The sequence below is a fragment of the Christensenellaceae bacterium 44-20 genome (assembly GCA_041223705.1).
In the GTDB taxonomy this organism is placed as follows: Bacteria; Bacillota; Clostridia; order Christensenellales; family Christensenellaceae; genus QANA01.
Genome location: JBCLQU010000001.1, coordinates 921,533 through 945,821 on the forward strand (window position 1 = coordinate 921,533; position 24,289 = coordinate 945,821).

At 56.4% G+C, this 24,289-nt stretch carries 25 protein-coding genes; 7 read left to right on the forward strand and 18 right to left on the reverse strand.

What is annotated here, in order from left to right:
• Positions 1-33 precede the first annotated feature (33 nt).
• From AALG83_04860 to AALG83_04910, 11 genes are all read right to left on the reverse strand, one after another.
• The gene (locus tag AALG83_04860) at positions 34-240 is read right to left on the reverse strand and encodes a 4Fe-4S dicluster domain-containing protein (GenBank protein ID MEY8382483.1); all 207 of its coding nucleotides are present in this window, start codon (positions 238-240) and stop codon (positions 34-36) included.
• A 104-nt stretch (positions 241-344) separates the two neighbouring features.
• A complete protein-coding gene (locus tag AALG83_04865) occupies positions 345-1,028 on the reverse strand; it encodes an ATP-binding protein (GenBank protein ID MEY8382484.1) in 684 nt (227 codons plus the stop codon).
• 37 nt (positions 1,029-1,065) lie between these two features.
• The gene (locus tag AALG83_04870; protein ID MEY8382485.1) at positions 1,066-1,335 is read right to left on the reverse strand and encodes a 4Fe-4S binding protein; all 270 of its coding nucleotides are present in this window, start codon (positions 1,333-1,335) and stop codon (positions 1,066-1,068) included.
• The gene (locus AALG83_04875) at positions 1,332-2,915 is read right to left on the reverse strand and encodes an FAD-dependent protein (protein ID MEY8382486.1); all 1,584 of its coding nucleotides are present in this window, start codon (positions 2,913-2,915) and stop codon (positions 1,332-1,334) included. The genes AALG83_04870 and AALG83_04875 overlap by 4 nt, the downstream gene beginning before the upstream one ends.
• 130 nt (positions 2,916-3,045) lie before the next feature.
• On the reverse strand, positions 3,046-4,305 hold the full coding sequence (locus AALG83_04880) for a CdaR family protein (GenBank protein MEY8382487.1): 1,260 nt from the start codon (positions 4,303-4,305) through the stop codon (positions 3,046-3,048).
• Complete coding sequence (gene cdaA / locus AALG83_04885; GenBank protein ID MEY8382488.1) at positions 4,302-5,132, reverse strand: diadenylate cyclase CdaA; 831 nt, start codon at positions 5,130-5,132, stop codon at positions 4,302-4,304. The genes AALG83_04880 and cdaA overlap by 4 nt, the downstream gene beginning before the upstream one ends.
• Before the next feature lie 113 nt (positions 5,133-5,245).
• Positions 5,246-5,461: a hypothetical protein gene (locus AALG83_04890; GenBank protein MEY8382489.1), complete on the reverse strand. Its 216-nt coding sequence runs from the start codon at positions 5,459-5,461 to the stop codon at positions 5,246-5,248.
• A 129-nt stretch (positions 5,462-5,590) separates the two neighbouring features.
• Entirely contained in the window at positions 5,591-6,529 is a 939-nt protein-coding gene (locus AALG83_04895; GenBank protein MEY8382490.1) for a hypothetical protein, read from the reverse strand.
• 13 nt (positions 6,530-6,542) lie between these two features.
• A complete protein-coding gene (locus AALG83_04900) occupies positions 6,543-7,610 on the reverse strand; it encodes a hypothetical protein (GenBank protein MEY8382491.1) in 1,068 nt (355 codons plus the stop codon).
• Between the two features lie 92 nt (positions 7,611-7,702).
• Positions 7,703-9,148 carry a HAMP domain-containing sensor histidine kinase gene (locus AALG83_04905; protein MEY8382492.1) on the reverse strand — a complete coding sequence of 482 codons (1,446 nt, stop codon included), beginning with the start codon at positions 9,146-9,148 and terminating at the stop codon, positions 7,703-7,705.
• A gap of 3 nt (positions 9,149-9,151) precedes the next feature.
• Complete coding sequence (locus tag AALG83_04910; GenBank protein MEY8382493.1) at positions 9,152-9,829, reverse strand: response regulator transcription factor; 678 nt, start codon at positions 9,827-9,829, stop codon at positions 9,152-9,154.
• A 115-nt stretch (positions 9,830-9,944) separates the two neighbouring features.
• Here AALG83_04910 and AALG83_04915 point away from each other — a divergent pair, with 115 nt between their 5' ends.
• The gene (locus AALG83_04915) at positions 9,945-10,667 is read left to right on the forward strand and encodes a DUF421 domain-containing protein (protein MEY8382494.1); all 723 of its coding nucleotides are present in this window, start codon (positions 9,945-9,947) and stop codon (positions 10,665-10,667) included.
• A 139-nt stretch (positions 10,668-10,806) separates the two neighbouring features.
• Entirely contained in the window at positions 10,807-11,187 is a 381-nt protein-coding gene (locus AALG83_04920) for a DUF4363 family protein (protein ID MEY8382495.1), read from the forward strand.
• A 49-nt stretch (positions 11,188-11,236) separates the two neighbouring features.
• Here AALG83_04920 and AALG83_04925 read toward each other — a convergent pair whose 3' ends face one another.
• The 4 genes from AALG83_04925 to AALG83_04940 are packed head-to-tail and all read right to left on the reverse strand — an operon-like array spanning position 11,237 to position 15,268.
• Positions 11,237-12,091 (reverse strand): TIGR03915 family putative DNA repair protein, encoded by an 855-nt coding sequence (locus AALG83_04925; protein ID MEY8382496.1) that lies wholly within the window; start codon positions 12,089-12,091, stop codon positions 11,237-11,239.
• A complete protein-coding gene (locus AALG83_04930) occupies positions 12,088-13,380 on the reverse strand; it encodes a putative DNA modification/repair radical SAM protein (protein ID MEY8382497.1) in 1,293 nt (430 codons plus the stop codon). Before AALG83_04930 ends, AALG83_04925 begins: the two co-directional genes overlap by 4 nt.
• A 41-nt stretch (positions 13,381-13,421) precedes the next feature.
• A complete protein-coding gene (gene dinB / locus AALG83_04935; protein MEY8382498.1) occupies positions 13,422-14,654 on the reverse strand; it encodes a DNA polymerase IV in 1,233 nt (410 codons plus the stop codon).
• A complete protein-coding gene (locus AALG83_04940; protein MEY8382499.1) occupies positions 14,651-15,268 on the reverse strand; it encodes a S24 family peptidase in 618 nt (205 codons plus the stop codon). The genes dinB and AALG83_04940 overlap by 4 nt, the downstream gene beginning before the upstream one ends.
• Positions 15,269-15,362: 94 nt before the next feature.
• On the opposite strand from AALG83_04940, the gene AALG83_04945 reads away from it, so the two are divergent.
• Positions 15,363-15,512, forward strand: coding sequence for a hypothetical protein (locus tag AALG83_04945; protein MEY8382500.1), 150 nt, complete (start codon positions 15,363-15,365; stop codon positions 15,510-15,512).
• Here AALG83_04945 and AALG83_04950 read toward each other — a convergent pair.
• Positions 15,498-16,430, reverse strand: coding sequence for a homocysteine S-methyltransferase family protein (locus AALG83_04950; protein ID MEY8382501.1), 933 nt, complete (start codon positions 16,428-16,430; stop codon positions 15,498-15,500). The genes AALG83_04945 and AALG83_04950 overlap by 15 nt on opposite strands.
• Before the next feature lie 10 nt (positions 16,431-16,440).
• A complete protein-coding gene (locus AALG83_04955) occupies positions 16,441-16,914 on the reverse strand; it encodes a GNAT family N-acetyltransferase (protein MEY8382502.1) in 474 nt (157 codons plus the stop codon).
• A gap of 310 nt (positions 16,915-17,224) precedes the next feature.
• On the opposite strand from AALG83_04955, the gene pfkA reads away from it, so the two are divergent.
• Together pfkA and AALG83_04965 are read left to right on the forward strand one after the other, a co-directional pair.
• Positions 17,225-18,187, forward strand: coding sequence for a 6-phosphofructokinase (pfkA, locus tag AALG83_04960; protein ID MEY8382503.1), 963 nt, complete (start codon positions 17,225-17,227; stop codon positions 18,185-18,187).
• 57 nt (positions 18,188-18,244) lie between these two features.
• Positions 18,245-18,742 carry a hypothetical protein gene (locus tag AALG83_04965; GenBank protein ID MEY8382504.1) on the forward strand — a complete coding sequence of 166 codons (498 nt, stop codon included), beginning with the start codon at positions 18,245-18,247 and terminating at the stop codon, positions 18,740-18,742.
• Positions 18,743-18,797: 55 nt separating this feature from the next.
• On the opposite strand, the gene AALG83_04970 is transcribed toward AALG83_04965, so the two are convergent.
• Positions 18,798-22,226: a DNA polymerase III subunit alpha gene (locus AALG83_04970; GenBank protein ID MEY8382505.1), complete on the reverse strand. Its 3,429-nt coding sequence runs from the start codon at positions 22,224-22,226 to the stop codon at positions 18,798-18,800.
• A 181-nt stretch (positions 22,227-22,407) separates the two neighbouring features.
• On the opposite strand from AALG83_04970, the gene AALG83_04975 reads away from it, so the two are divergent.
• Both AALG83_04975 and hprK read left to right on the forward strand, forming a co-directional pair.
• Positions 22,408-23,223, forward strand: a complete 816-nt coding sequence (locus AALG83_04975; protein MEY8382506.1) for a Cof-type HAD-IIB family hydrolase — start codon at positions 22,408-22,410, stop codon at positions 23,221-23,223.
• Between the two features lie 132 nt (positions 23,224-23,355).
• The gene (hprK, locus tag AALG83_04980; GenBank protein MEY8382507.1) at positions 23,356-24,270 is read left to right on the forward strand and encodes an HPr(Ser) kinase/phosphatase; all 915 of its coding nucleotides are present in this window, start codon (positions 23,356-23,358) and stop codon (positions 24,268-24,270) included.
• Positions 24,271-24,289 lie beyond the last annotated feature (19 nt).

The window sequence follows — 24,289 nt, forward strand, 5'->3', positions numbered from 1 at the left end:
ATAAACCTTTCCGCGGTTTTTCCAACCCGCAAATTATTTTTCAACCGTAAATACGCAGTCCGGGCACATGCGCGCGCAGGAAGCGCAGCCGATGCATGCCGCCTCGTCTGTCAGCGTAATGGGATGATACCCCTTCATATTGATTTTTTCCTTATGCAGAGCCAAAATCTTCTTAGGGCATACCTCGATGCACAGGCCGCAGCCTTTGCAGATATCTTCCCGGATGGTCAGCTTTGCCATATCCTTACCCCCTTGCCAAAATAAAAATGGATTATTTTAAAGAATAGCACGTTTCGCCAAAATATACAATTCTTTTTACAAAAGCAATTTTTGTTAACGCCGCCTTATTGCCCGTTCTCGTCCAGCCAGGCCGGGCGCATATACAGATGCAGCGGCAAAATTTCCCCTTCTATCTGCACCTTCTCTGCAAGCTCCTCCAAAATCGCCGTGCACTTTTTGGGCAGGCCAGTTTGGGCGCAGAGCGCCGCCACCAGCTCCTCTCCCCGCCCGATGGTCGCCAAGTCCGTCTGCCGGGCGAGGTTGGTGTTATTGATGAACGCCGATACGCGAAGCCGGCTGTTGCGCTCGATCTGCCGCATCATCTCCAGCACAGCCTCCGGCGTCTCCTGAAGCGGCCGCGCGCCGTTTACCACATATAAGAACTCGGTCTGCGCCATGTTCTGCCGGAATTTATCCTGCAAAATGCCCAAAGCCGACGCGCCCACCGGGTCGCCGCCCACGTCGAAAATCACCGCATCCAATGGCCGGTCAAAGGCCGAATAGATCTCCGCTGGCAGCGATGGGATGTCCACCGTCGTATTGGCAAAATTGGGCTTGACCACCAAAATGCCCAGGCTTTTCAAATACTCCTCATGCTCGGAGGAGCGGAAAAACGGGTTGACGATATCCAGATCCACCAGCATGGTGCGCTTGCCTTCCTTTGCCGCCCGCACCGCCAGATTCAGGGAAATCTCAGTTTTCCCGCTGCCGTAGTTTCCTGCCAACACCGTATATTTCGCAAATTGCATCTCTTCTCCGCCTTTCCAGCTTTTTCTCTGTGCCCGTCTATTTGCCGCCGCAGGCCTTGCATCCCTGGCAGCTGCCCTTCCTGCCGCACTTGCCGCAGCTCCCGCCCTGGCATCCGCCGCAGGAAACCTCGGCATATGTGATCGCATCTTCCGGGCAAACCAGCCTGCAAATCCCGCACTCCCCCACGCATTTCCCAGGCGCGTGGAGCAGCCCTTCCTGCCCCATGCGCAGCGCCCCAAAAGGACAGCGCCGCACGCACGCCCCGCAGCGCGTGCATTTTTCCAAATCGACTGCGACCCGCTTCATGGGCGGAACCTCCGGATCACTGCTTCCGCCGCCTTGAGGCCGTCTACCGCCGAAGACATGATGCCCCCGGCATAGCCCGCGCCCTCCCCGGCAGGATAGAGCCCGTCCGGGTTTGCGCAGAAATTCTCACCGCGCAGAATGCGCACCGGGCAGGAAGTCCTGGTTTCCGCGCCCAGCAGCAGCCCCTCCTGCAAGAACCCCGGAATTTTCCGCTCAAACTGCTGCGCCGCCCCGGCCAGGGCTTCCGCCAAAAAGCCGGGAAGGAAATCCCGGATTTCCCCGCAGACGGTATACGGCCGGTAGGAGCTCGCAATCGCCCCGGCACTGCGGCTGGGCATTCCTCGCACAAAATCCGCATACCGCTGGGCAACCGCTCCATAGCCCTTTGCCGCCCGGTAGGCCGCCTGCTCGATTTGCCGCTGCAGCTGTACGCCGCCCAGCGGCCCGGCCGGCATATCCTCCGGGAAAACCGAGACCACCAGCGCGCTGTTGGCATTCTGCAAGTCTCTGGCATAGTAGCTCATGCCGTTGACTGCCGTGCCGCCCGGCTCGGTCGCCGAGCAGACCACTTCGCCGCCCGGGCACATGCAGAAGCTATAAACGCCCCGCCCTCCGTGCTGTGCCGTCAGCTTATACGTTGCCGCGCCCAGCTCTGGGTGGCCCGCGTATTTGCCGTATTGCCGCTCATCGATGAATTGCTGCCTGTGCTCTGCCCGCACGCCCATGGCAAAGGCTTTGGGCTGAAGGGCAACTCCTTTGCTCACCAGCATCTCGAAGGTATCCCGGGCGCTGTGGCCAATGGCCAGAACCGCCGCTCCCGTTTCGACTTTTATTTTCGCGCCGCCTTTCTCGTAATAAACCACGGAAAGCATACCGTTCTTCTGCTCAAAATCGCAAAAGCGTGCGCCGTATTCGAACTCCCCGCCCAGCGACAAAATCTCTTCCCGCAGACCCACGACTGCACTGCGGATATGCTCTGTGCCCAGATGCGGCAGCGCCTCATAGCGGATCTGTTCGGGCGCGCCGTGGCGCACAAATGCGCCCAGCACGCTCTGCACCCGCCGATCCTTGATGCGCGTGGTCAGCTTGCCATCCGAAAAAGTGCCGGCGCCGCCCTCGCCAAAGCAGATATTGCTCTCGGGATTGAGCTCGCCTTTTTCCCGCAGTGCCTGCACATCCGCCTCCCGCTGGGCCATCTTGGCGCCGCGCTCGAGCACCAGCGGCCGAAAGCCGTGCTGCGCCAGAAGCAGCGCCGCAAAAAGCCCGCAGGGCCCTGCGCCTATCACAACTGCCCTTCCGGCCAGGCACGCTTCCCCCAGCTCCAGCGGTGCCGGCTCCTGGGGGGCATATGCCCGCAGTCCTTTTTGCTCCAGCTTTTCGCCCGCCTTTTGCGGCAGGCGCACCAACAGGCTGTATTTGAAGCATAAGTCCCGCCGGCTTCTGGCATCGATGGATTTGCGCACAATTTCGCACTCTAAAATCTGGCCGGGGGCGACGCCCAGCTTTTTCGCCGCCAAAACGGGCAGCGCATCCTCGCTCTGCTGGATGGGGCGGGAAATCTCGTGTAATAAAAACTGCATCAATCTTTTCCTTTCGGCCTTGGATATAGGCCGCAAATTCACAAAAGGCGCGCCGAGCTTTTAGGGCCATTTTGCTGGCTCTGTTCCGGCCTGGCCGGAAGCCCAAACGCGCCTTTTCTTTTCTCTTTGCCTACCTGCGCCGGATAGTAACCGTAATGCTGCCTACGCCCACCGAGACGCCCGAAGCATCCACACCGGCAATCTCCTCCGCCCGGACGGGCAGCACATAGCTCCCCTCCGAAAGCCCGACGAGATCCACATACAGCACAACATTTTTGCGCGTAAGCCCGCGCACAGCCGAAAGCCCACCTGAAATGGTTACATCCGCGCTTCTGGTTTGCAGCGTCGCCCGCAGGCCCGAGCCCAGGTTGACCGCGCCAATTTCGACGCCCGTAAAGTGCTGCTGCCCCTGAATCTCGGCAATCTGAACATAGGCATCCACTTTTGCGCCGCCCAGCACTTCCACACCTTCCGGGATTTGCAGCTCTGCCGAGAGCAGCACGCTCTTATCTGCATTTTCGGCCGAGAATGGCCTAAGCTGAATCATCTCAATCTTGGCCAGCGCCTCTTCGCTGCCCACGATCTCCACTTCCGCCGGATTGAGCGTTACGCCCACCGCCTCATAGCCGTCTTTGATATTGGTCACGCGGTCCTTCACCGTCTGCTGATCGATGGGCACGGTCTTTTTGCAGAGCACATTGAGCTCCACAATCACAGAAGGAACCGAGCCATCCACGATATAGCTTGGGGCGGCCTCCCCTCCTGCGCTCAAAAGCTCCAGCACATGGCTGGTTTTAGAGCTCTGCGAGATGCCGTCGATGGAAATATGGCAAACCGCCTCGACAATCTGCTCCAGCTCATCCCTGGCGCCCGAGATGACGATGGATTCCTCCGAAAGCACTGGCTGGCCCACATAATAACCCTCCTGCGGCTCGCCCTCCAAAATGCACCGCACCGGGATCGTGCGCTGTACCAAATCGTCAACTTTAACCTGAACAGTCGTGTTTGTTACCCGCTTGACGGATGCGTTGATCGTCATCACGCTGGTCTGCAGTTTGATCTCATATGTCCCCTTTGCGGAGATATCCGATAAATCCGCCACAACGCGGATATTATCCGCGGTGATATTTTTATGATATTGCTGGCCCGCGGCAACCGTAACGTCCACAGCCTCCTGCAAATCCCTCTTATCTACCGTCAGCCCCCGCGCCGTCAGCGAATCCATGCCCGTATAGGAAATGCGGACATTTTCCACCTCCAGCGGGCGGACGGGGTTTTCCGAGGAGATGACATATGCCCAGAGCGCCGCCGCAAAAAGCAGGGCGACTAATTTCAGCGGCCAGTTGGTCGTCAGCGCCTTTTTGGCGCGCTTTAGAAAGTCTTTCTTCACTGCTTTTTCTCCCCCTTTCTGCGCAAAAGCTTACTCTTGGCGGGGCCTTTTTCGTATATTCCCTCTAAAATGGCGTGCAGCGCTTTTCGATCGAGATAGCGCGTGATCGTCCCCTCATGCGCCATGGAAATGACGCCCGTCTCTTCCGAGACGATGATAATATAGGCATCCGAAAGTTCGGAAATGCCCAGAGCGGCGCGGTGCCGCGTGCCCAGCTCGGAGGAAATCTGCTTGTTATCCGAGAGCGGCAGGAAACAGCCCGCCGCCACGATCTTATCCCCGCGCAGGATCATAGCGCCGTCGTGCATGGGCGAATTGGGGAAGAAAACATTTTCGATCAGCTGGCTGGAGATGCGCGCGTTCAGCAAATTGCCGCTCTCGATGACGTCTTTCATGCCCGTCTTTCTCTCAAAAACCATGAGCGCGCCGATTTTGCGGATAGACATATTGAGCACAGCCCGCTCGATCTCCTCGATATGCGGGCGGGAGGCATCCTCCTCCGCGGAAAACGGCATTTCAAACAGCCCCCCGCGGCCCAGCTTTTCAAAGGCCCGGCGGATTTCCGGCTGAAAAATGACAACCAAAAGCAGCGCACCGGCATCGATAAACGAAGACAGCAGCCAGTTGACCGTCGAGAGGCCAACCGCCTTGCAGATCCATGCCAGCACGATAAACAGCGCCAGGCCTTTAAAGACCTGAGATGCGCGGGTTTTGCTCGTCAGCCGCAGCAGCCCGTATGTGATGCCAGCGACCAGCAAAATATCCACAACATCCATGATGGAAAAATGAATTGCGGAATTTCCTAGATTCTCAAAAAAGTTTGCCACGCCAATGCTCCTTCGTTTCTCTTTTCCATTATACATCCCAAAAGAAAAAAACCCAACAGAAAACGTTGGGTTTTTAAAAATTTTCACAGGCAAAATATGCTATGCTCTCCTGCCTACTGCTCGCTCTCCCGCTCTTCCAGCATTTCGCGCAGCCGCAGTTCAGTTAAGACGAGCGTATCCACCTTTTCATTTTGCCGAAGCACATTTTGATCTTCCGCCAGTGAGCGCCCCTGCTTGATGCACTCCAAAGCCAAGGCGTCTAGTGCATCTTTTTCCTGCCTGAGTTCTGCGCTGACTTGTTGAATTTTTTTCTCAATTTCCTTTTTCATAGCAGCCCTTTCTTCGTGCTCCCCTTCCTTTCCCATTTTATAATAAAAACAGGAAAAATTCAATGAATTTTCGCAATCTGACATAACTCGCGCTAATTTGCAGTTTATCGCAAATTCCGCATTCCAAGTTTAGCGGTATTCCGCGCCAATCATGCAAAATTCGCCGCTGTCCTGCCGCTCAAAATACAGCGTTTCCTGCATGGTTTTGGTTGAGGCAAGATCCTTTTCTGCAAAGTACTCGGCATCCGCCGTAATCTCATAGGTATAGCTTGCCCGAACGTGATAGTAGTAGCCATAGTTTTGGCCGTCAAAAAATTCCATTTTTTGATCTGCCGCCGTCAGGCTGCAATCCAGCAGGCGGATGCTCACATGGTTTTGCGCAAACTCCTGCTGCTGCGCCGCAAGGGACTGCAGGGTGATGCCGTCCCGCTCCAAAAAGGACGCAGAAAGGTTTTCTTCATAAAAATCAAAAACCTGTTCCGCAGAAAAGCTCTCGTATTCCACCTGATAGCGGGCGTCCAGATACTGCTCTGCAATGCCCAGCACAACCTGCTTTTCCGCATCGCTCAGCCGCGCTTTTTCAGACGCAGGCAGATAGGCCTCCCCTTCCGGCTGAAAGCTGAAGCCGGCCAGCCTAAGCGCGCCATCCTGCCGCACGAAATAGACCTGATAATTGAGCAAATAGCGCTGGCCCTGCTCAAAAAAGCTCTCCTCCGGGTGCTCCGGCGCAAAGGAATCGAGAAACACGCTGATCTGAACGCTCTGGACGGTGTATTCCGTGCCATCTAAAATCTGCTGTTCCGAGCCCAAATCCCGCACACTCTCCAGCCGGCTTTTGAGCTGATTCTGCCGGTTTTGCTCCAGCCCCGTCTGTGCATCCGGATTTTCAAGAAAATGCGCCAGATAGCCGCTTTCAAAGTGTTTTTTTGCAAACGCGACGGTTGGTTCAGAGGAGAAAGTTTGATAATCCACTTCCCAGAGCAGCTCCATCAGCTCTTTGCTGACGGCAAAGGGCGTCTGCTCCGCCTTGCAGCAGCAAAGCAGCCCCAGGAGCACGCATAGTGCCATGCATATGGCGCGCCTACTGCGCTTCTTTGCCCAGTTCATAGAAAGTATACGTCCCTCCAAAACCGCCCTTTTGCGACGTCTGCTCGCCCTGGCAATGCACGAGCAGAGCGCTGCCATCCTCGCTTAGATAGGCGCTGCGGATTCCCTGATAGATATCCACATACAGCGCCTGCCCGGATTTGATATCCACGACATATAACTTATATGCCGTCTCGCCTTTCTCTACCACCGCCAGCTTGCTTCCGTCTGCGGATACGACAAAAAACGAAGCATGATCCCAAATTTTCTTCTCTTCTCTTGTATCCGCCTTCCAGCTCATCAGCGCGCCGTCCTGGGCGATATAGTAGATCCTGCCCCCGGCGGCCGCAGGTGAAAAGCCGGCCGCGCTGAAAATACTGCCCTCTTTGGCATCCTCCAGATCCTCGACCGCGATTTGCGAAGCCGTCCCGATCTCCAGCTGGATGACGGCATAATTGCCCGTCAGAAACATGCGGCTCAGCGTCGCGTTATTCTGTTCGATTTTAGAAGTCCCGCGGTAGATATCGATATCCTCCATGCGCTCCAGCGTGTGGCTTTGGGTATCATAGCGGCTGAGCACAATGCCCGAGATGTTGCGCGAGGCAAAGCTGATATCGCCGTCCTGCCACCCAACAGGAACCACCAGCTCATCCGCCAGATAGGAGCCGATTTTGCGCACAGATTCATCCTCCAGGTCCAGCAGGAAGATATCCACCCGCTTCTCGCCGTTTTTTGCCTCAAAGAGAATGTGCTCGCCCCGGCAGATGACGGAATCCGCTATGATCGCCATCTCTTCCGTGCACGGCTTGAGATAGCCGCTCTTGCCCACAAGCACAAGGCGTTTGCTCTCCTCCCGCCCCCAGACAGCCACCATGCTCTGGCCGGACAGGCCGACATACCGCAGCGCCTGCCCCTCTTTTTCAGTTTCCACCTGCGTCACGCTGAGCACGGAAAAATCCGCCCCGCTGGGCGCGCCGGATTCCAGAATCTCCGTCCGCGCTTTTTTTTGATAGCCGCAGCCGCAGAGCGAAACCATCAGCAAGGCCGCAATCCATAGCGCCAAGCCTCGTTTCCCTCTGCCTGCAAGGCTCTGTTTTTCAGGCCATAAAAGCATTTCTGCCTTTGCTCCTTTCCTTTTGCGGCATGGACCCCGCATCAAAACTCCTCCGCGGGAGCTTCCGTCTGCACACTGAGCAGCAGCACCCGAATGCAGATGCGCCCCTCATCCGGCAGCAGCGCCGAAATATTGCCCCCGTGGCTCTCTGCAATTTTGCGGCAAATAGCCAGCCCCAGCCCGACGGAGCCCGGCTCTGCGCCTTCTTCCCGCTGGCGGTAAAAGGGGATGAACAGCCTGGCCAGCTCCTCTTCCGAGATTTGCTTTTCTATTTCGTTTTGCACGGATATTTCCACGTGTTCCCCCAGCCGCTGGGAAAACACGGAGATTTTGCTGCCCGAGCCATGCTTGATGGCGTTATCCATCAGGTTGATGAACATCTGGATCAGCTGTTCCCGGCTGCCCCAGACGCGCAGGCTCTGCTCCTCCTCAGGCAGAGAGAGCACAATCTCCTTCTGCTGGCGCGCGGCCTTGAGGTTCATAGAAGCCGCCGTATCCCGCAGCAGCCCGGCCAAATCCACCATTTCAAAATCCGAGGTATCCGAAACGCCGACGCGCGTCGCATCCAGTAGCGCCGTTACCATATCGCGCAGGCGCTTGCTCTCGCTGATGATGTGATGAATCCCCTTTTTGCTGAACTCCAGATCCGAAAAATCCGTATCCTCCATCATCTCTGCATAGCCCAAAATGATGGTCAGCGGCGTTTTCAGCTCATGGGTCACGTTGTCGTAAAAATGCTTGCGGTAGGCCACAGCCTCTTCCAGCGCGCTCTTTTCCAGCGTGATCTCCCGAAGCTGTTCGCGGATGATGGCCGCCATCTTGTTGTATTCCCGGGTCAGCTCGCCAATCTCATCCTTATGGCGGATGGGCAGCGGCATGGCAGAGCTCGGGTCTTCCGTCAGCTCTACCACTGCGTTGCGCAGGCGGTTGACCGGCTCGATGACTTTTCCCGCAAAGACCACCAGCAGAACCAGCGCCGTTACCAGAACACTCGCGCTGCTATAGAGCACCATGCGGCTGATATAGCTGCCGCTCTGATAGAGCTCGGAATAATCCACTTCCATGCGGATGATCCCAAACTCCTCCACCAGAAAGGAAAAATACACGCGGGTATCTTTTCCCGAGGTATAGACGGTATAGGCGCTTTTGCCCTGCGATGCATACGCCATATCGTCGCCGGGCGCCTGCTCGTCTGCGAAAAGCGCGTTATAGAGCAGCTCTCCGGTTGTGCTGTAAATCTTCAGGTTGCTGCCCAGCACGGCGCAAAGGCTGTCGCCCACCTCCTGGTATCCCCAGACGCCGTTTTTGAGGACATAGCGGGATAAAAACACCTCGCTGCTCTCCTGAAAGCCGCGCAGATCCGCCTCAATATTCTTTTCATTGCTGGATCCGATCATGCCGGAAACCGCCAAATTCAGCACGCCAAACGTCGCGAATACGATGACGGAATACCAGAACACCAGGCTCCGCACAAGCCCCGAACGCAAAGCCTAATCCTCCCGAATCTTATAGCCCACGCCAAACACCGTCTCGATGAGCTTATCCGCCCCGAGTTTTCTGCGCAGGCGCTGGATATGGATATCCACCGTGCGCGTATCGCCGATATAGGCAAACTCCCAGACTTTCTCCAAAAGCTCTGCTCTGGAGAGCACTTTGCCCTTGTTTTCCAGCAGAATCGCCAGCAAGTCGAACTCTTTGGGCGTCAGCTCGATGCGCATCCCGCCTTTTTTGACTTCATGCTTGCTGCGAATCAGGCAGAGATCCCCCTGCCTTAGCATATCCTCGGATCCTGGCTCCGGCGAAGCCGCCCCGCCCCGGCGCAAAACCGACTGCATCCGCAGCAGCACCTCGCGGATATCGAAAGGCTTTGTGATATAGTCATCCGCGCCGTATTCCAGACCGATGATCTTATCCACCTGATCGTTCTTGGCAGAGACGATGATGATCGGCACCTTGCGCTGCTGCGTAACCTGCCTGCAAATATCCAGGCCGTCCATATCCGGGAGCATGAGATCCAGCAAAATCAAATCCGGAAGTGCGGATTCAATCGCCGCAAGGCCGTCTGAGCCGGTATGCGCCATGCGCACGGCATATCCCTCCCGCTCCAGGCTATACTTCAAAAGCTCTGCGATTGGGCGTTCATCTTCTATAATCAAAATTTCCGGCATCTTCTTTCCTCCTGCTGTTTCTATCGTAAATTATACCATATCAAAATGCAACCGCCCTGCGGGATACAAAAATTTAAACTTTTCTTACATATCTTTCCGCCGCGCAGTTCAAACTATGCCTATGCTGAATATTATCATTAAAACCATCATCATCTATATCGTTTTATTTCTGGCCATGCGCGTCATGGGGCAGCGGCAGAGCGGGCAGCTTCAGCCCTATGAGCTGGTCATCACGCTGATCATCGCGGAAGTCGCCTCGACTCCCATGGACAACCCCGGCATTCCGCTGTTTTATGGGCTGGTGCCCGCGGCAACGCTGATTTTGCTCTACTATCTTTTCTCCTTTCTCTGCCTCAAAAGCCGGCGCCTGCGCTCGTTTATCTGCGGCTCGCCCAGCATTCTCATCCATAATGGGAAAGTGCAGTACGGCGAGATCAAGCGCATCGGCTACAATATGAGCGACATGATAGAGCAGCTGCGGCTCAAGGGGCAGACGAACATCGCCACTATCCATTATGCCATTTTGGAGACCAACGGCCAGCTGAGCGTTTTGCCCTTTGGCTCCAGCGCGCCCGTCACGCCCAGCGATATGGACCTGGAAGTGCCGGAAAAGGGAACGCTCTGCTCTGCCATCGTGCTGGACGGCAGCTTCAACCCGCCCACGCTCAAGCGGTTAAACCTGGATGAACAGAAGGCGCTGAAATTACTGCATACGCTTGGATATTCCAATCTCAAAGACGTCGTCATCCTGACGGTTTCCGAGGCGGGCGATGTATTTGTGCAGGATAAAAAGGGCAGCACGCGCCAAATTACCCTGCCCAGCGGTCTGTCATGCTAAGCGCCCTTCCGGCCCAGCCCTGGGCGCCGCCTGGCCGCGGCATTCCCTATCTCTTCCCGCCGCATTCCTGCTTTGGGCAGCAGAGCATTGTCTGCGCGGGCAGGGGCCGCACAAAAAAAGAAAGAAGGAGGCATCTTCCATGTTAAAAAATATCGTCATCGCCATCTTGGTGCTCGGTCTGGCGGGCATCTGCTTTTTCCAAAACTGGTACCTTTCCGACGCAGTCTCGGATCTGCAAAAAGCGACGGCAGAACTCCAGACCGAGCTGGACGCGGAAAACTGGGAAGCCGCGCAGGACGTCTACCAAAAGCTCATGCGGCATTGGGACAAGAATTTCAAGCTGCTTTCCTGCTTTTTGCTGCATGAAGAAGTGGACCATGCCGGCGTGGAACTGCACAGCATCGGTGCGCAGCTGGAGATCCGCGATAAGCAGATGCTTTCCTACAGCATTCCCCGGTTATCCTATTATCTCAAACACATGCAGGACGGCGATTCCCTGCAAATAGAAAATATTCTGTGATCGAGGCATCAAAAAGAGAGGCAGCAGCCTCTCTTTTTTGCGCTCCGGCTCAATCGCTCTTCTGCCCGGCAATTTTCTGTTTTGCCGGCGGCTGGCTGCCGCAGGCCGCGCGGTATACCTGATGGGGAATTGCACCGGCAGGGGTCTCGAACTCAGTCAAAGATGCCCAGTAGCGCTTGGGCATGAGCGTCTGCCGCTGGCGCTCATTGTGCCGCCCGGGCACCTCGATGGTCTGGTAAAAAAGCCGCCAAAGCTGCTGGTAGGCGCGCTCTTCTTCGCCTGCCTCGGGCAGTTCAAAATGCTCCAGCGGGAAAATGCCCGTACGACCGGGCTGATGCACCAGCGCCTGCTTATATGTCTTATCGTAAATCAAAAAGGATTCGGCATTGAAGCGCGCGCAAAAATGCGGCTCCATCAGGCTCAGCACCTGGTTTTTGGGGCGGATGATGGCAAAGAGCGCACCGCCCGCCTCGCGAAAACGCACAAACCCCGTAAACTGATGCGCCTCATGCGTCAGGGCAAAGACCGCCTTTTGCAGTGCGTTCACGCAAGGGTCTGCCAGCATCTGCAAGACGCCGGCGCCCTTCTGATAGCCCATGCGAATCAGGCGCAGCATCTGCTCTTCCTTATCCGGCAGGCAGGTCAGCAAGCAGAGGCGCAGAAAATCCACCATCTCCCGCCCGATCTTTTCCCGGATGGAATCCAGCACTTTGCCGGCGCGCTCGTCGCTTGCGACGCGCCGCGTCTCGTATAGAAACGCCTGTGCGTTCCCGGCAAAGATGGCCGGCGCTTCCCGGCGGTAGAACGCGTCGTAAACGCAGCACAGGAAGCCCTCAAAGGATCCGTCGTATTCATATGCAATATCTCTGCGCAGCACCATATCCTTCTCCTCTTTCGCAGTCAAAGCTGCCCCGAAATGCTTTTTGCCAAATCCTCCGGCGAGGGCTCAAAAAGCGAAAGCTGTCTGGGCGCCAGCGCCGGAATGACTTCTTTGCCCGAAACAAGGCTTTTTAGCACCGCCTGCGGCCGCAGATCTACCCCGGGCATGGTCTTGCCCTTGCAGGTGATGAAGAATTTTGCCCGCTTTAAGACGATGCCCATCCGCCGCAGATCCTCAAAATCCAGCGCGCTCATCTTTCTGGCTCGGTAGATTTTTCCCGCCCCGCGCACGCCGATGCCCGGAATGCGCAGCAGCATTTCATAGGGACAGCGGTTGATCTCCAGCGGAAACAGCTCCATATGGTTCACAGCCCAGTTGCACTTGGGATCGAGATAGGGGTTGAAGTTCGGCGTCTTTTCGCTGAGCAGCTCCCCGGCATCGAAGCCATAAAAGCGCAACAGCCAGTCTGCCTGATAGAGCCGGTGCTCCCGCAGCAGCGGCGGCTTGGTATCCAGCGAAGGCAGGTTTTTACCCTCCACCACCGGGATATAGGCCGAAAAGAACACGCGCTTGAGCTTGTATTTCTTATAAAGCCCGGCGGAGAGATTCAGGATCTGATAATCCGTCTCGCCGGAAGCGCCGATGATCATCTGCGTGCTCTGCCCGGCCGGCACGAATTTGGGCGCCGAACGGTATTTGACCAGCGCCGCCCGGTTTTCCTCCATGCCATCGCGGATTTGCTCCATCGGCGAAAAGATTTGATCCGCTTTCTTTTCCGGCGCCAAAAGCTGCAAGCTTCCTCGGGAGGGCAACTCGATGTTGACGCTCATGCGATCCGCCAAATACCCAAGCCGCTCGGTCAGCGCGGGATCTGCACCGGGAATGGCCTTGGCATGGATATAGCCCAAAAAGCCATATTCCTCCCGCAGAATGCGCAGCGCTTCTATCATCAGCTCGGTGGTGTAATCCGGGTTTTTCAGAACGCCGGAGCTCAAAAACAGCCCCTCGATATAGTTTCTGCGGTAAAAACCGATGGTGAGATCCGCCAGCTCTCTCGGCGTAAAGCTCGCCCGGCGAATATCGTTGCTGCGCCGGTTCTGGCAATAGGCGCAATCATAGGCGCAGGCATTGCTCAAAAGCACTTTTAGCAGGGAAATGCAGCGCCCATCTGCGGCAAACGTATGGCAAATGCCCACGGCTGTCGCACTGCCAATCTTCCCTTTCTGGCCGCCGCGGTCCACTCCGCTGGAAGTGCAGGCCACATCGTATTTTGCCGCGTCTGTTAAAATTTCAAGTTTTTCTGCGATGGTCATCTCCTGCTCCTTGCGCTTATTTTGCATCCAATCGGCGGCGCCTATTCCTCCGCCTCCTCGTCTTCTTTGGCAAACAGCTCGTGCTCGAACGTCGCCGCCGGGCCGATGCTGGCCTCGCCAAAGCGCTGGCGCAGGGCATAGACGGCCTGCTCCAGCTTGCCGAGTTTTTCCCGCTTCTTGCTTTGCTCTCCCAGAAGATCCAGCTGCTCGATGGCCTGCTCCTGGCTCACCAGATTCTGCGCCGTTACCGTCAGCGCCCGAACGGGAGCGCTCTGCTCCCAGCTGGCACAAAACAACTCCATCGCCGCATCCGCAATCTCCCGGAAGAGAAAGCTGGGCGCGGAAAGCGGCTTTTGGCGCTGGATTACTTTTAAGCTCGGGCTCTTGATGGAGAGCTGCACCGTGCGGCATTTGAGCCCGTGCGCGCGCAGACGCGCGGCCACATCATCCGCCAAATGCTCGATGCCCACCCGCACTTCCTCTGCCCCAAGCAGATTGCGCTTAAACGTCATCCCCCGGCCGATGGATTTTGCAATGCCGCTCTCCCGCACCGGGATGACGCGGCTGTCATCCAGCCCTCTGGCCTGATCCCAAAGCTGGCCGCCGTTTTTGCCCAGCACGCCGGCAATGCTCTCCCGATCCCGCGCGGCCAGATCTCCGATGGTCCGGATGCCCAGCTTGCTCAGCTTTTCCGCCGCAGATTTGCCCACAAACAGCAGAGCGCTCACGGGCAGGGGATAGAGCAGCTGCCGATAGTTCTCCTGGGTGATGACCGTCGTCGCATCCGGCTTCTTGTAATCGCTGCCCATTTTGGCAAACAGCTTGCAGAAAGAGACGCCGACCGAGATAGTCAGCCCAATCTCTTCCCGCACCCGGCGGCGCAGCAAATCGGCCAGCTCCTGCGGCGATTTCGCGAAAAGATGCAGGCTGCCCGTAACATCCAGAAAGGATTCATCGATGCTGAATGGCTCGACGAGATCCGTGTATTCATCGTAAATCGCGTTGATGCGGCGGGAAAACTCCCGGTAAACATCGTGCTGGGGCGGGACGAGCACGAGATCCGGGCATTTGCTCTTGGCCTGCCAGATAGTCTCTGCCGTCTGCACGCCCTTTTGCTTGGCCAGTTCGTTTTTGGCCAAAATGATCCCGTGGCGGCTTTTGGGATTGCCCGCCACCGCCATGGGGACGCGCCAAAGCTCTGGCCGCAGGCAGCATTCCACCGAGGCGTAAAAGCCGTTGCAGTCGCAATGCAGAATGATGCGCTCTTTTTTCATTGCACATCCACAATAGACAGCGTTACTTTGCCCAAAATGCGGACATCGTCCTCGCCGGAGTAGATCTGCGGCTGATAGACTGGGTTGCGGCTGACGGGCACCAGCACAATGTACTCACCTTTTTGGTAAACCCGCTTAACCGTCGCCTCGCCATTGACCAGCACAGCGCAGATATTGCCTTCTTCCACCCTCGCGCCCCGGGAGATGACGACCAGGCTGCCATCCGGAATGCCCGCGAGATCCATGCTGTCTCCCACGACACGCAGGGCAAAGGCATCTTCCCCCAGCGCCTGCTGATAGGGATCCAGCCGCAGATAGCCGGAGAAATCCTCAAACGCCTCCACTGGGCTGCCCGCCGCGATGCTCCCGTAGATAGGAATGCCGGGGCTCTGCTCCTGCCCCTCCTTTTCCAAATACCCTGCCGCCTGCATCAGCTGTTCATAGGAAGCGCCATACCCCGCCGCCGCAATTTTTGCCAGCACTTCCGGCCTGGGCCGCTGGCCGCGCAGGATGCGCGAAAGATTCCCCGCGCTGATCCCCGCCCGCCTGCAAAATTCGTTGCGCGAGCCGCTGCCTATCGCCTGCAGAATGAGTTCAGATAAACTTTGCCGCATGTCGCCGCTCCTCTCTTTTTCCTATAGCTATCATACCGTGTTTGTTTCTTATTCGCAACAGTATTTTTGCATTTTTTCTATAATTGTTCGTTTTATGGAACACTTTTCCAATTTTTCTCCTCCCGCGCAAAAATTGGGCATTCAAAAAGCAAGTGCAGCCACCCAATCTTTTTGGCGCCTGCGCGTTTTGCCAATCAAAAAAGGCCTCTCGGCCTTTTTGCATCGCGCGCTATTGCCCGGATAGTTTCTTTGCGATGGCCTGCATATGCGAGCCGTCTGTTCCGCAGCAGCCGCCAAAAATCTTGAAGGGCTGAATCTGCTCCAGTGCCGCCATATGGGCGGCCAATTCCTCCGGCTCCGAGCAAAACAGCTCCCGGGCGCCATCCAGCTGTTCGGGTGAGAGCGGCGAAGTGTTGGCCTGGATGCCCAAAAAGCGCCGCATTTCCGGCTTTCCACGGTTTTCCGGCTGTAAGAGCGCCTGGCGCAGCACGCTGGGGTGCACACAGTTTGTCATATAGCAAAGCGGGTGCCGCCCTGTCGCCGCATCAATGGCCAAAATGGCCTGAGAGATGGGCGTGCCGTCTATCAGGCGGCCGTCTTTTCGGATCATAAAGCTGATGAGATAGGGCAGGCCAGTCTGCTCCATGGCCTGCGCCATGCCGATCGCCTCGCTTTTGGCGGGCATAATGCCGGCGTAGAGAAATTCTGCTCCGGCCCGGGCAAAGGCATCCGCCGCCCAGCTGTGAAACTCCCGCGCCTGCTCTTCCGAAAGCACCTCATCTGCCCGGTAGGCATCGCCGCGGCAGCCCATCAGCGCGCCGATATACATGCCCTGCTCTCCGCCCGTCTGCCGGCGCACCTGCTTTAGAAACGCGATATTGTTCAAAAGCAGCGCCTCATCATAGCCGGCCTGCGCCGTCCGCTCCCGGTTTGCCCGGCGGGTCGGCGTCGTGGCCAAAAAAGGCAGGCCGTATTTTTGGGCAATGCCGCGGTATTCCCCCCAAAGGGCGGCCAGCGCTTTCTGCGCCTGCGGGTCATAGACGAGCGGCGCCATAGCCGCCGTCCCATCGATTTTCAGGCCATATTCCCGCTTGAGCCGCTCGCCCAGCGCCCCTTCCAGCAGCAGATACTTGCTCTTTTCAAAACATGCAGTAAAATCCATCTTCCCCTCGCTATTTCTCATAATAGACCAGCGTCATGGCGTCGTTGATGCGCCGTGTCTCACCCGTCGCCCGATACCCCATCTTCTCATACAGGCGGCAGTTTCCCTCTTCCTGCAAGATGGTATCCAGCGCCCAGTGTTCTGTACCATGCACCGCCTCGCAGGCTCGGATGGCCTTTTGCGCAAACCCTCTGCCGCGGTACTCCTCTAAAATAAACAGCGGACTGATGCGCTTTCTCCCGCCCTCGCGCCCGGAATCCACCACCCGGATCGCGCCAACCTTTTGCCCCTCGGCGCAGATAAAATAGAAATATGTCTCACTCTGGGCCAGGCGCTGCCGCACCTTTTGCAGCGGCTCGTTGCCCGGGCTGGTCTCAAAATCCTGATATTTTGCAAGCAGGCCGGAAAAGGCCTCTGTCTGCATGCTCCAAAGCTGCTCCGCATCGCCCGCGCCGGCCCGAATCAGCGCCACTTCCCCCTTCATTGCTTCCCTCCGCCAGTCAATCGTTATAGTGAGTATACCGCACTATGCCGCAAAAGTCATCCGCTCTCTATTTTCTGCATTGGCGGCGCTCAGAAATTTTTAGGAAAGCTTGCTGGGAGATGTGTTTTTTAGTTGCTTTGGCCGTTATTTTGTGCTAAAATTTTTAGCAATGCGAAAGTTGTTTACAATTTCGTTTCATACCGGTTTCATTTTTTTGGCACAGCTTTGCTTGCTCTGTTTTTTCACCGAACATTGCGCCTGAAATAAATGGCATAATATTTTATCTTTTTAAGTCTGGAGAGTGGGTTACATGAAGAGAATTGCGATTCTGACAAGCGGCGGAGATACCCCCGCCATGAATGCCGCCATCAACGCTGTTGTGCGGACTGCAAAAGCCAAAGGCATCACGCCGGTGGGCGTGCTTGGGGGCTATGCCGGCCTGATCAGCGGCGGTCTGGCTGAAATTCGCAGCAAGCAGGTTGAATTTATCGTCAATAAAGGCGGAACCATTCTCAAAACGGCGCGCTGCCTGGAAATGAAAACGCCGGAAGGGCAGAAAAAGGCGGTAGACGTGCTCCATAAATTCGGCATCGACGGCCTGGTCGTCATCGGCGGCGACGGCAGTTTCCAGGGCGCAAAGGCGCTGCACCATCTGGGCGTGCCCACGATTGGCCTGCCCGGCACCATCGACAACGATTTGGCCTACACGGATTACACCATCGGCTTTGACACGGCCGTCAACTGCGTCATCGGTGAGATCGCCAAAATCCGGGATACCATGCTCTCGCACGACCGCATTGCAGTCGTGGAGGTCATGGGCAGAAACTGCGGCGACATCGCATTGCAGGCAGGCGTCGCCGGGGAAGCGGAATATATCGTTCTGCCTGAAGTGCCCCACGATTACGACACGCTTTGCCAGGAGCTTAAAACCAGAGAGCAGAAGGGCAAGAGCAACAGCATCATCGTCATGAGCGAAGGTGCAGGCAAGGGCTGGGATCTTGCGGATTATATCCGCCAAAAGGCCGGCTACGATACCAAATGCATCGTGCTGGGCTATGTGCAGCGGGGCGGCGCGCCTTCGGCGTTCGACCGTGTTCTGGCGCAGAAAATGGGCATCCGCGCTGTGGAGCTTCTGGTGGAGGGCATTGGCGGCCGGGTGGTCGGCATCCGCGACAACAAGATTATCGACGACGATATCGACGAAGCGCTGGCTATGCCGCTCAAGTTCGATTACGACCTCTATAATCAGCATCTGGCTATGAGCAACTATTAATCCGGAGCAAATATGCCAAAGCTTCTAAGAACAAGCACGCTTCTCAGCGTGCTTTTCATGACCCTTTTTGCCGCGCTCTATCGTCTTTTTGGCGCATCCGTCTATCTGACGCTGGCCATTACGTCCGGAACCTTCTGCTATCATCTGCTCATGCGCCTGCTGGTCGGCGCGGCTGTATGCTGCGCAATGCACAACCGCGCAGATTGCCGCAAAAAGTGGTACCGGCCCAGGGCGTTTGAAAGAAAGCTCTATGCCCGGCTGAAGGTAAAAAAATGGAAAGCCCATCTGCCCACCTATCAGCCCGAAATTTTCTCTCTGCAAAAGCATACGCCGGCGGAAATCGCCCAGGCGACATGCCAATCCGAGATCACGCACGAGATCATCGTCGCTCTGAGCTTTCTGCCCTTGCTGATGGCTGTTCCTTTCGGGGGTTTTTGGGTGTTCTTCCTGACTTCCCTGGCCGCCGCGGGGTTTGATCTGCTGTTCGTCATCATACAGCGGTATAACCGGCCGCGCATTCTGGCGCTGGCAGAACGGCGGGAAAAAAGCAAATAAAAAGCGCTCTCAGCTTCAAGAGCGCTTTTTTGTTTCATGATTTTTACTGCCGCCCCTATTTGAGCGCGACGTTCTCCTCCCCCACCAAGGCTTTGAGCCGGGCAAGCAGCGGCTCGCTGACGGCGACGTTCAGGGCATCGCCCATGCTATAGACTTTGCCCGTCTTTTGCACGGCCACGCGCACTGGGCTCTCCCCCTGATAGCTCTGGAGCACGGCCTTGATGGCCCGAATCATCTCGAGGTTTTCATCCGGTATGCGAAGATAGAGCTTCTGCGCGGTTTCCTCTGCCTTTTGCACATAGGGGCGAATATCGTCCAGCAAAAGCTCGGGCTCTTCGCCCACGGCGACCTTGGCCTTGATGCGGCAAATCTCATCTGTGCGCAGGTTGGCTTCATTGTTGGCATAGGCGGCCGGAAAGACGGTTACGCCAATGGCGCCCGAGAGATCTTCAAACGTGGCGTTTGCCATCATCTGCCGGGTCTTTTTGGTGGTGCGGGTGCGCAGAGAGGAGAGAATGCCCACAAGCTCCACAGTCCTGCTCTCAAAATAGCGCTGCTTTTCCTCGTCGTCTGCGCTGGCCAGAATATCCGCGACGCTGATTTTCTGCTTTGCCAGCATATCCGCATATTTGGCCAGCGGATGCCCGGAAAGATACAGCCCCGCCTTTTCCTTTTCCAGCGTCAGGCGCAGGCGGTCGTCGTATTCGGGGATATCGGGCAGCGGCGTCTTTTGGGGCTTGGTCTCCTCAGAAAATGAAAACAGGCTGATTTGCCCGGTGCTGGCCAGCTTTGCCTCGCTCTGGGCATTTTTATAGATCTTTTCATAGACCATCATCAGCTGACTGCGGCGCGCCCCGGAAAAATCAAACGCGCCCGAAAGGATGAGCGATTCGATCTGCGCCTTGTTGATATGCCCGGCGTTGCGGCGCACGAAGTCCTCGAAATCCTCATAGTCTCCCTTCTTTCGCTCCTCAAACACCAGCTCGATGGAATCGCCGACGCCCGTCAGCGCGGAAAGCCCGAAGCGCACTTTCCCATCCTCGACGGTAAACAGCCGGCCGCTTTTATTGATATCCGGAAGCAGAATTTGGATGCCCGCCCGCTTGAGATAGCTCATATAGTGCGAGAGCTTATCCGAAGAGGAGATAAAGCTATTTAAAAGCGCGGCCATATATTCCGGCTCATAGTAGCACTTCAAATAGGCCGTCTGATATGCCACCACGGCATAGGCGCAGGCATGGGATTTATTGAAGGCATACTGGGCAAAATCCATCATCTGATCGAACACATGCTGAGCCACCGCCTCGGGAACGCCCCTTGCGACGGCGCCCTCGATGCCCTCCCCGCCATAGACGAAAATCTTGCGCTCCCGCTCCATGACATCCGCTTTCTTTTTCGCCATGGCCCGGCGCACTTCGTCGCTTCGGGCCAGGGAGTAGCCCGCCATATCCCGCACGATCTCCATGACCTGCTCCTGATAGACCATGCAGCCATAGGTATCCTTCAGAATTTTCTCCAGAATCGGGTGATCGTATTTGACGCGCTCCGGATGATGCTTATATTCGATATAATCGGGTATTTTCGCCATGGGACCCGGCCGGAACAGCGAGATGCCCACCATGATATCCCCGAGGTTTTCGGGCAGCAGGCGGGTCATCAGGTTGGTCATGCCCTCGCTTTCCAGCTGGAAGATGCCCTCGGTATTGCCCGAAGAGATCATCTCGTAGATTTTGGGATCCGCAAGGTTCAGATGGTCGATATCCACCTCTATTCCCCGCCCAGCCTTGATCATAGAAAGGGTATCCCGGATGACGGTGAGCGTGCGCAGGCCCAGGAAATCCATCTTGAGCAGCCCCAGATCGTTGATGTTGTTCATGTGATACTGGGTTGTGATGCTCTCGTCCTTTTTGTTCAGCGCCAGCGGGGCATATTCCGTGACGGGCTCGCCCGTGATGACGACGGCCGCCGCATGCGTCCCGCTCTGGCGCGGCATTCCTTCGACTTTCATGGCCATATCCAGCCATTCATGCACCTGCGGGTTGTTCTGGTATTCCATGCGCAGCTTATCCGACTGCTCCAATGCCTTTTTGATGGTCATTTTCAGGGCAAAGGGAATGAGCTTGGCGATGCGGTCTGCATCCGCCACCGGGATGCGCATGACCCTGGCCACATCCCGCACCACCTGCTTGGCGCCCAGCGTGCCGAACGTGATGATCTGGGCGACTTTATCCTTGCCGTATTTCTCCGCGACATAGTCGATGACTTCGCCCCGGCGCTCGATGCAGAAATCGATATCAATATCCGGCATGGAGACGCGCTCGGGGTTTAGGAAGCGCTCAAAGAGCAGGTTGTATTCCAGCGGATCGATATCCGTGATATGCAGGGCATAGGCGACGATGCTGCCCGCCGCACTGCCCCGGCCCGGGCCCACCACAATCTGGCTTCTCCGGGCAAAATCCATATAATCCCAGACGATGAGAAAATAGTCGCAAAAGCCCATATCCAGGATGGTTTTCAGCTCGTAGCGGGCGCGCTCCTGCAATTCGCTGCTCTGGGCGCGCTCCTGCCCATAGCGCTCGCAGAGCCCTTTTTGCACCAGATGCTCCAGATAGCCCTCGTTGGTAAAGCCCCCTGGAACATCAAAGGCAGGCAGACGGATGCGCCCCATCTCGATCTCCACATCGCATTTCTCCGCGATCTTGGCGGTATTCTCTATCGCTTCGGGCACGTCCAAAAACAGCGCGCTCATCTCCTCGCCGCTCTTGAGATAGAACTCGTCCGTCTCCATCAGGCCGCCCTGTTCCAGCGTCCGCCCCATCTGCAGGCACATCAGAATCTCCTGCGCCCGGGCATCCTCTTTGCGGATATAGTGCGAGTCGTTGGTGATGACCAGCGGAATTCCAAGCTCCTTACCCATGGCGATGAGCATAGGGTTAACCCGCTTCTGCTCGGCCAGGCCGTGATCCTGCAATTCCAGGTAGAAATCCTCTGCGAACATAGCCTTGAGCCGGCCGGCCAGCTCATATGCCTTCTGCTTCTGCCCCGAGAGCAGCAGCTGGGGGATATCCCCGGCGATGCAGGCCGAAAGGCAGATGAGCCCCTCCTTATGCTTTTCAATGGTCTGGTAATCGATGCGGGGCTTATAGTAGTATCCCTCCACGGATGCGATGGAGCAAAGGCGCATGAGGTTTTTATAGCCCTCGTTATTTTTTGCCAGCAGAATCAGATGCGCATATTCCCGGGCGGCCTGGCTCTTTTCCCGCAGATCCTCGGCCACATACATCTCGCAGCCGATGATGGGCTTAACGCCTTCCTTTTTGCAGGCGGTATAGAAATCCACCACGCCATACATCACGCCGTGATCCGTAATGGCCAGCGCCCTTTGGCCCAGCTCCTTTGCGCGCTTTGGCAGCTCGGAAATTCTCGCCGCTCCATCCAGCAGGCTATATTCACTATGGACATGCAAATGCACAAAATCCGGCATGTTCGACTCCTTCTCTTCGGGGCGGCGCCGCCCCGTCTGTTCGCTTTCCTTTTCCAGCGCAGAAAAAACCTTCCGCACTTTCCCCTAAATTATAACACAAAGCTCTTTGCTTTCACCACTTTTTCCTGTATAATAAATGGGAAATCATTTCAAGAGAAATTGGAGAGGAAACCGGAATACTATGAGCTATAAGTTAATTGCCATCGATATCGACGGCACGCTTCTGACATCCGAGAAAAAACTGACCGATCACAGCCTTGCCGTCATGAAAGAGGCAGAGGCCGCCGGGCTGCACTGCGTACTGGCCACCGGGCGCGTGGCTGCGAACGTCAAGGAAATCTATGGGCCGCTGGGGCTCAAATCCCCCTGCATTTGCAGCGGCGGCGCACAGGTGGTGGACGGCAATTTCAACATGATCCACACCTGCTATATCCCAAACGAGATCGTCAAGGAAGTTCTGAATTTTGCAAAAGAGAAAGATGTGCACGTTCAGATCTTCAAAGACGAGAATTTCTATTTTGAAAAATACAGCAAATGGGTAGATATCTACAACGAGATCAGCGGGCTGACCCCGGTAGAGACGCCCAATCTGCACGAGATTCCCGTAGCTGAACTGAACACGCCAAAAGTGCTCATTCTGGCAGAGCCGGATCGCCTGCTGGAAGTGCAGGCAGAGGCCTTGGAGCGCTTCCCCATGCTCAATATCGGGCGCTCCCGCCCCACGTTCCTGGAGATGAACAACCCCGAGGGCAACAAGGGCAATGCGCTCAAAGCCCTGGAGAAAATGCTCGGCCTGAAAAGGGAAGAGCTCATCGCCATCGGCGATAACCAGATCGACGAGAGCATGATCATCTATGCGGGCCTGGGCGTCGCCATCGGCAACGCGCTGGATGAGATCAAAGAAGTTTCCGACTACATCGCGCCGGATAACGACCACGAAGGCGTGGCGCATGTCATCGAAAAATTCATGCTTGGCCGCGAGCCCAAGGAGTTCTAACCCTCCGGCTTGCGCCAAACCCCGGGCATCTTTGGAAAAACTGGCAAAAAAACGCATGAGCAAAGCGCTCTGCTTTTGTTCCCATTGCAAACGGGCTGCTGCCCCATTTTCATGAAACGAGGATGTAAAACCATGAAACGTTCCATTCGATTGAGCAAATTTGTCAGCGAGCTGGAGCTCACTTCGCTCTACAAAGGGGAAAAGACTTCCTTCACAGTCGATACCAGTGAGCTCAACCGCCCTGGTTTGCAGCTTTCCGGCTTTTTTGAGCATTTCTCTTCCGAGCGCATTCAGCTGTTTGGCATGGGCGAGATGACCTATCTCTCCACGCTCCCGCCGGAAGTTGCCGGCGAGCGGCTGGAACGCATGTTGGCCTACGATATTCCAGCCATCATCATCTCCCGGAATTTGCAGCCCTCGGAGGATTTTATCCGCCTTGCAAACGAGCACGATATTCCGCTGCTGCTTTCGGATAAGCCGACCTCCAAAATCTCCCACGACGCCATCCTGTTTTTGGATAACGAGCTGGCGCCCAGTATTGCGCGGCATGGCGGGCTGATGGATATTTACGGCGTAGGCGTGTTCATCACGGGCGAATCCGGCGTAGGCAAGAGCGAGGCGGCGCTGGAACTGGTCAAGCGCGGGCACCGCCTGGTCGCGGACGACGTGGTCGAAATCCGCAAAATTTCGGATACCACGCTGGTCGGCCGCTCTCCGGATGTCATCCGGCATCTCATGGAAATCCGTGGGCTGGGGCTGGTGGACGTCTCCGTGCTGTATGGCATGGGCGCCGTCATGGTGGATAAGACCATCACGCTTTGCGTACACCTGGAGCTGGGCGACGTGCAGGATATCGATCGCCTGGGCATTGCGGAGGATCACGTTCGGCTGCTGGGTATCGATGTGCCCAAGATCACCATTCCCGTCCGCCCGGGCAGGAATATCGCCATCATCATGGAAGTTGCGGCCATGAACTTCCGGCTCAAATCCCTGGGGCACAACCCAGCCGATATGCTGGATCAGAAGATGCTGGCCTTGCTTGGCTAGAAATACCGCTTAAAATGGG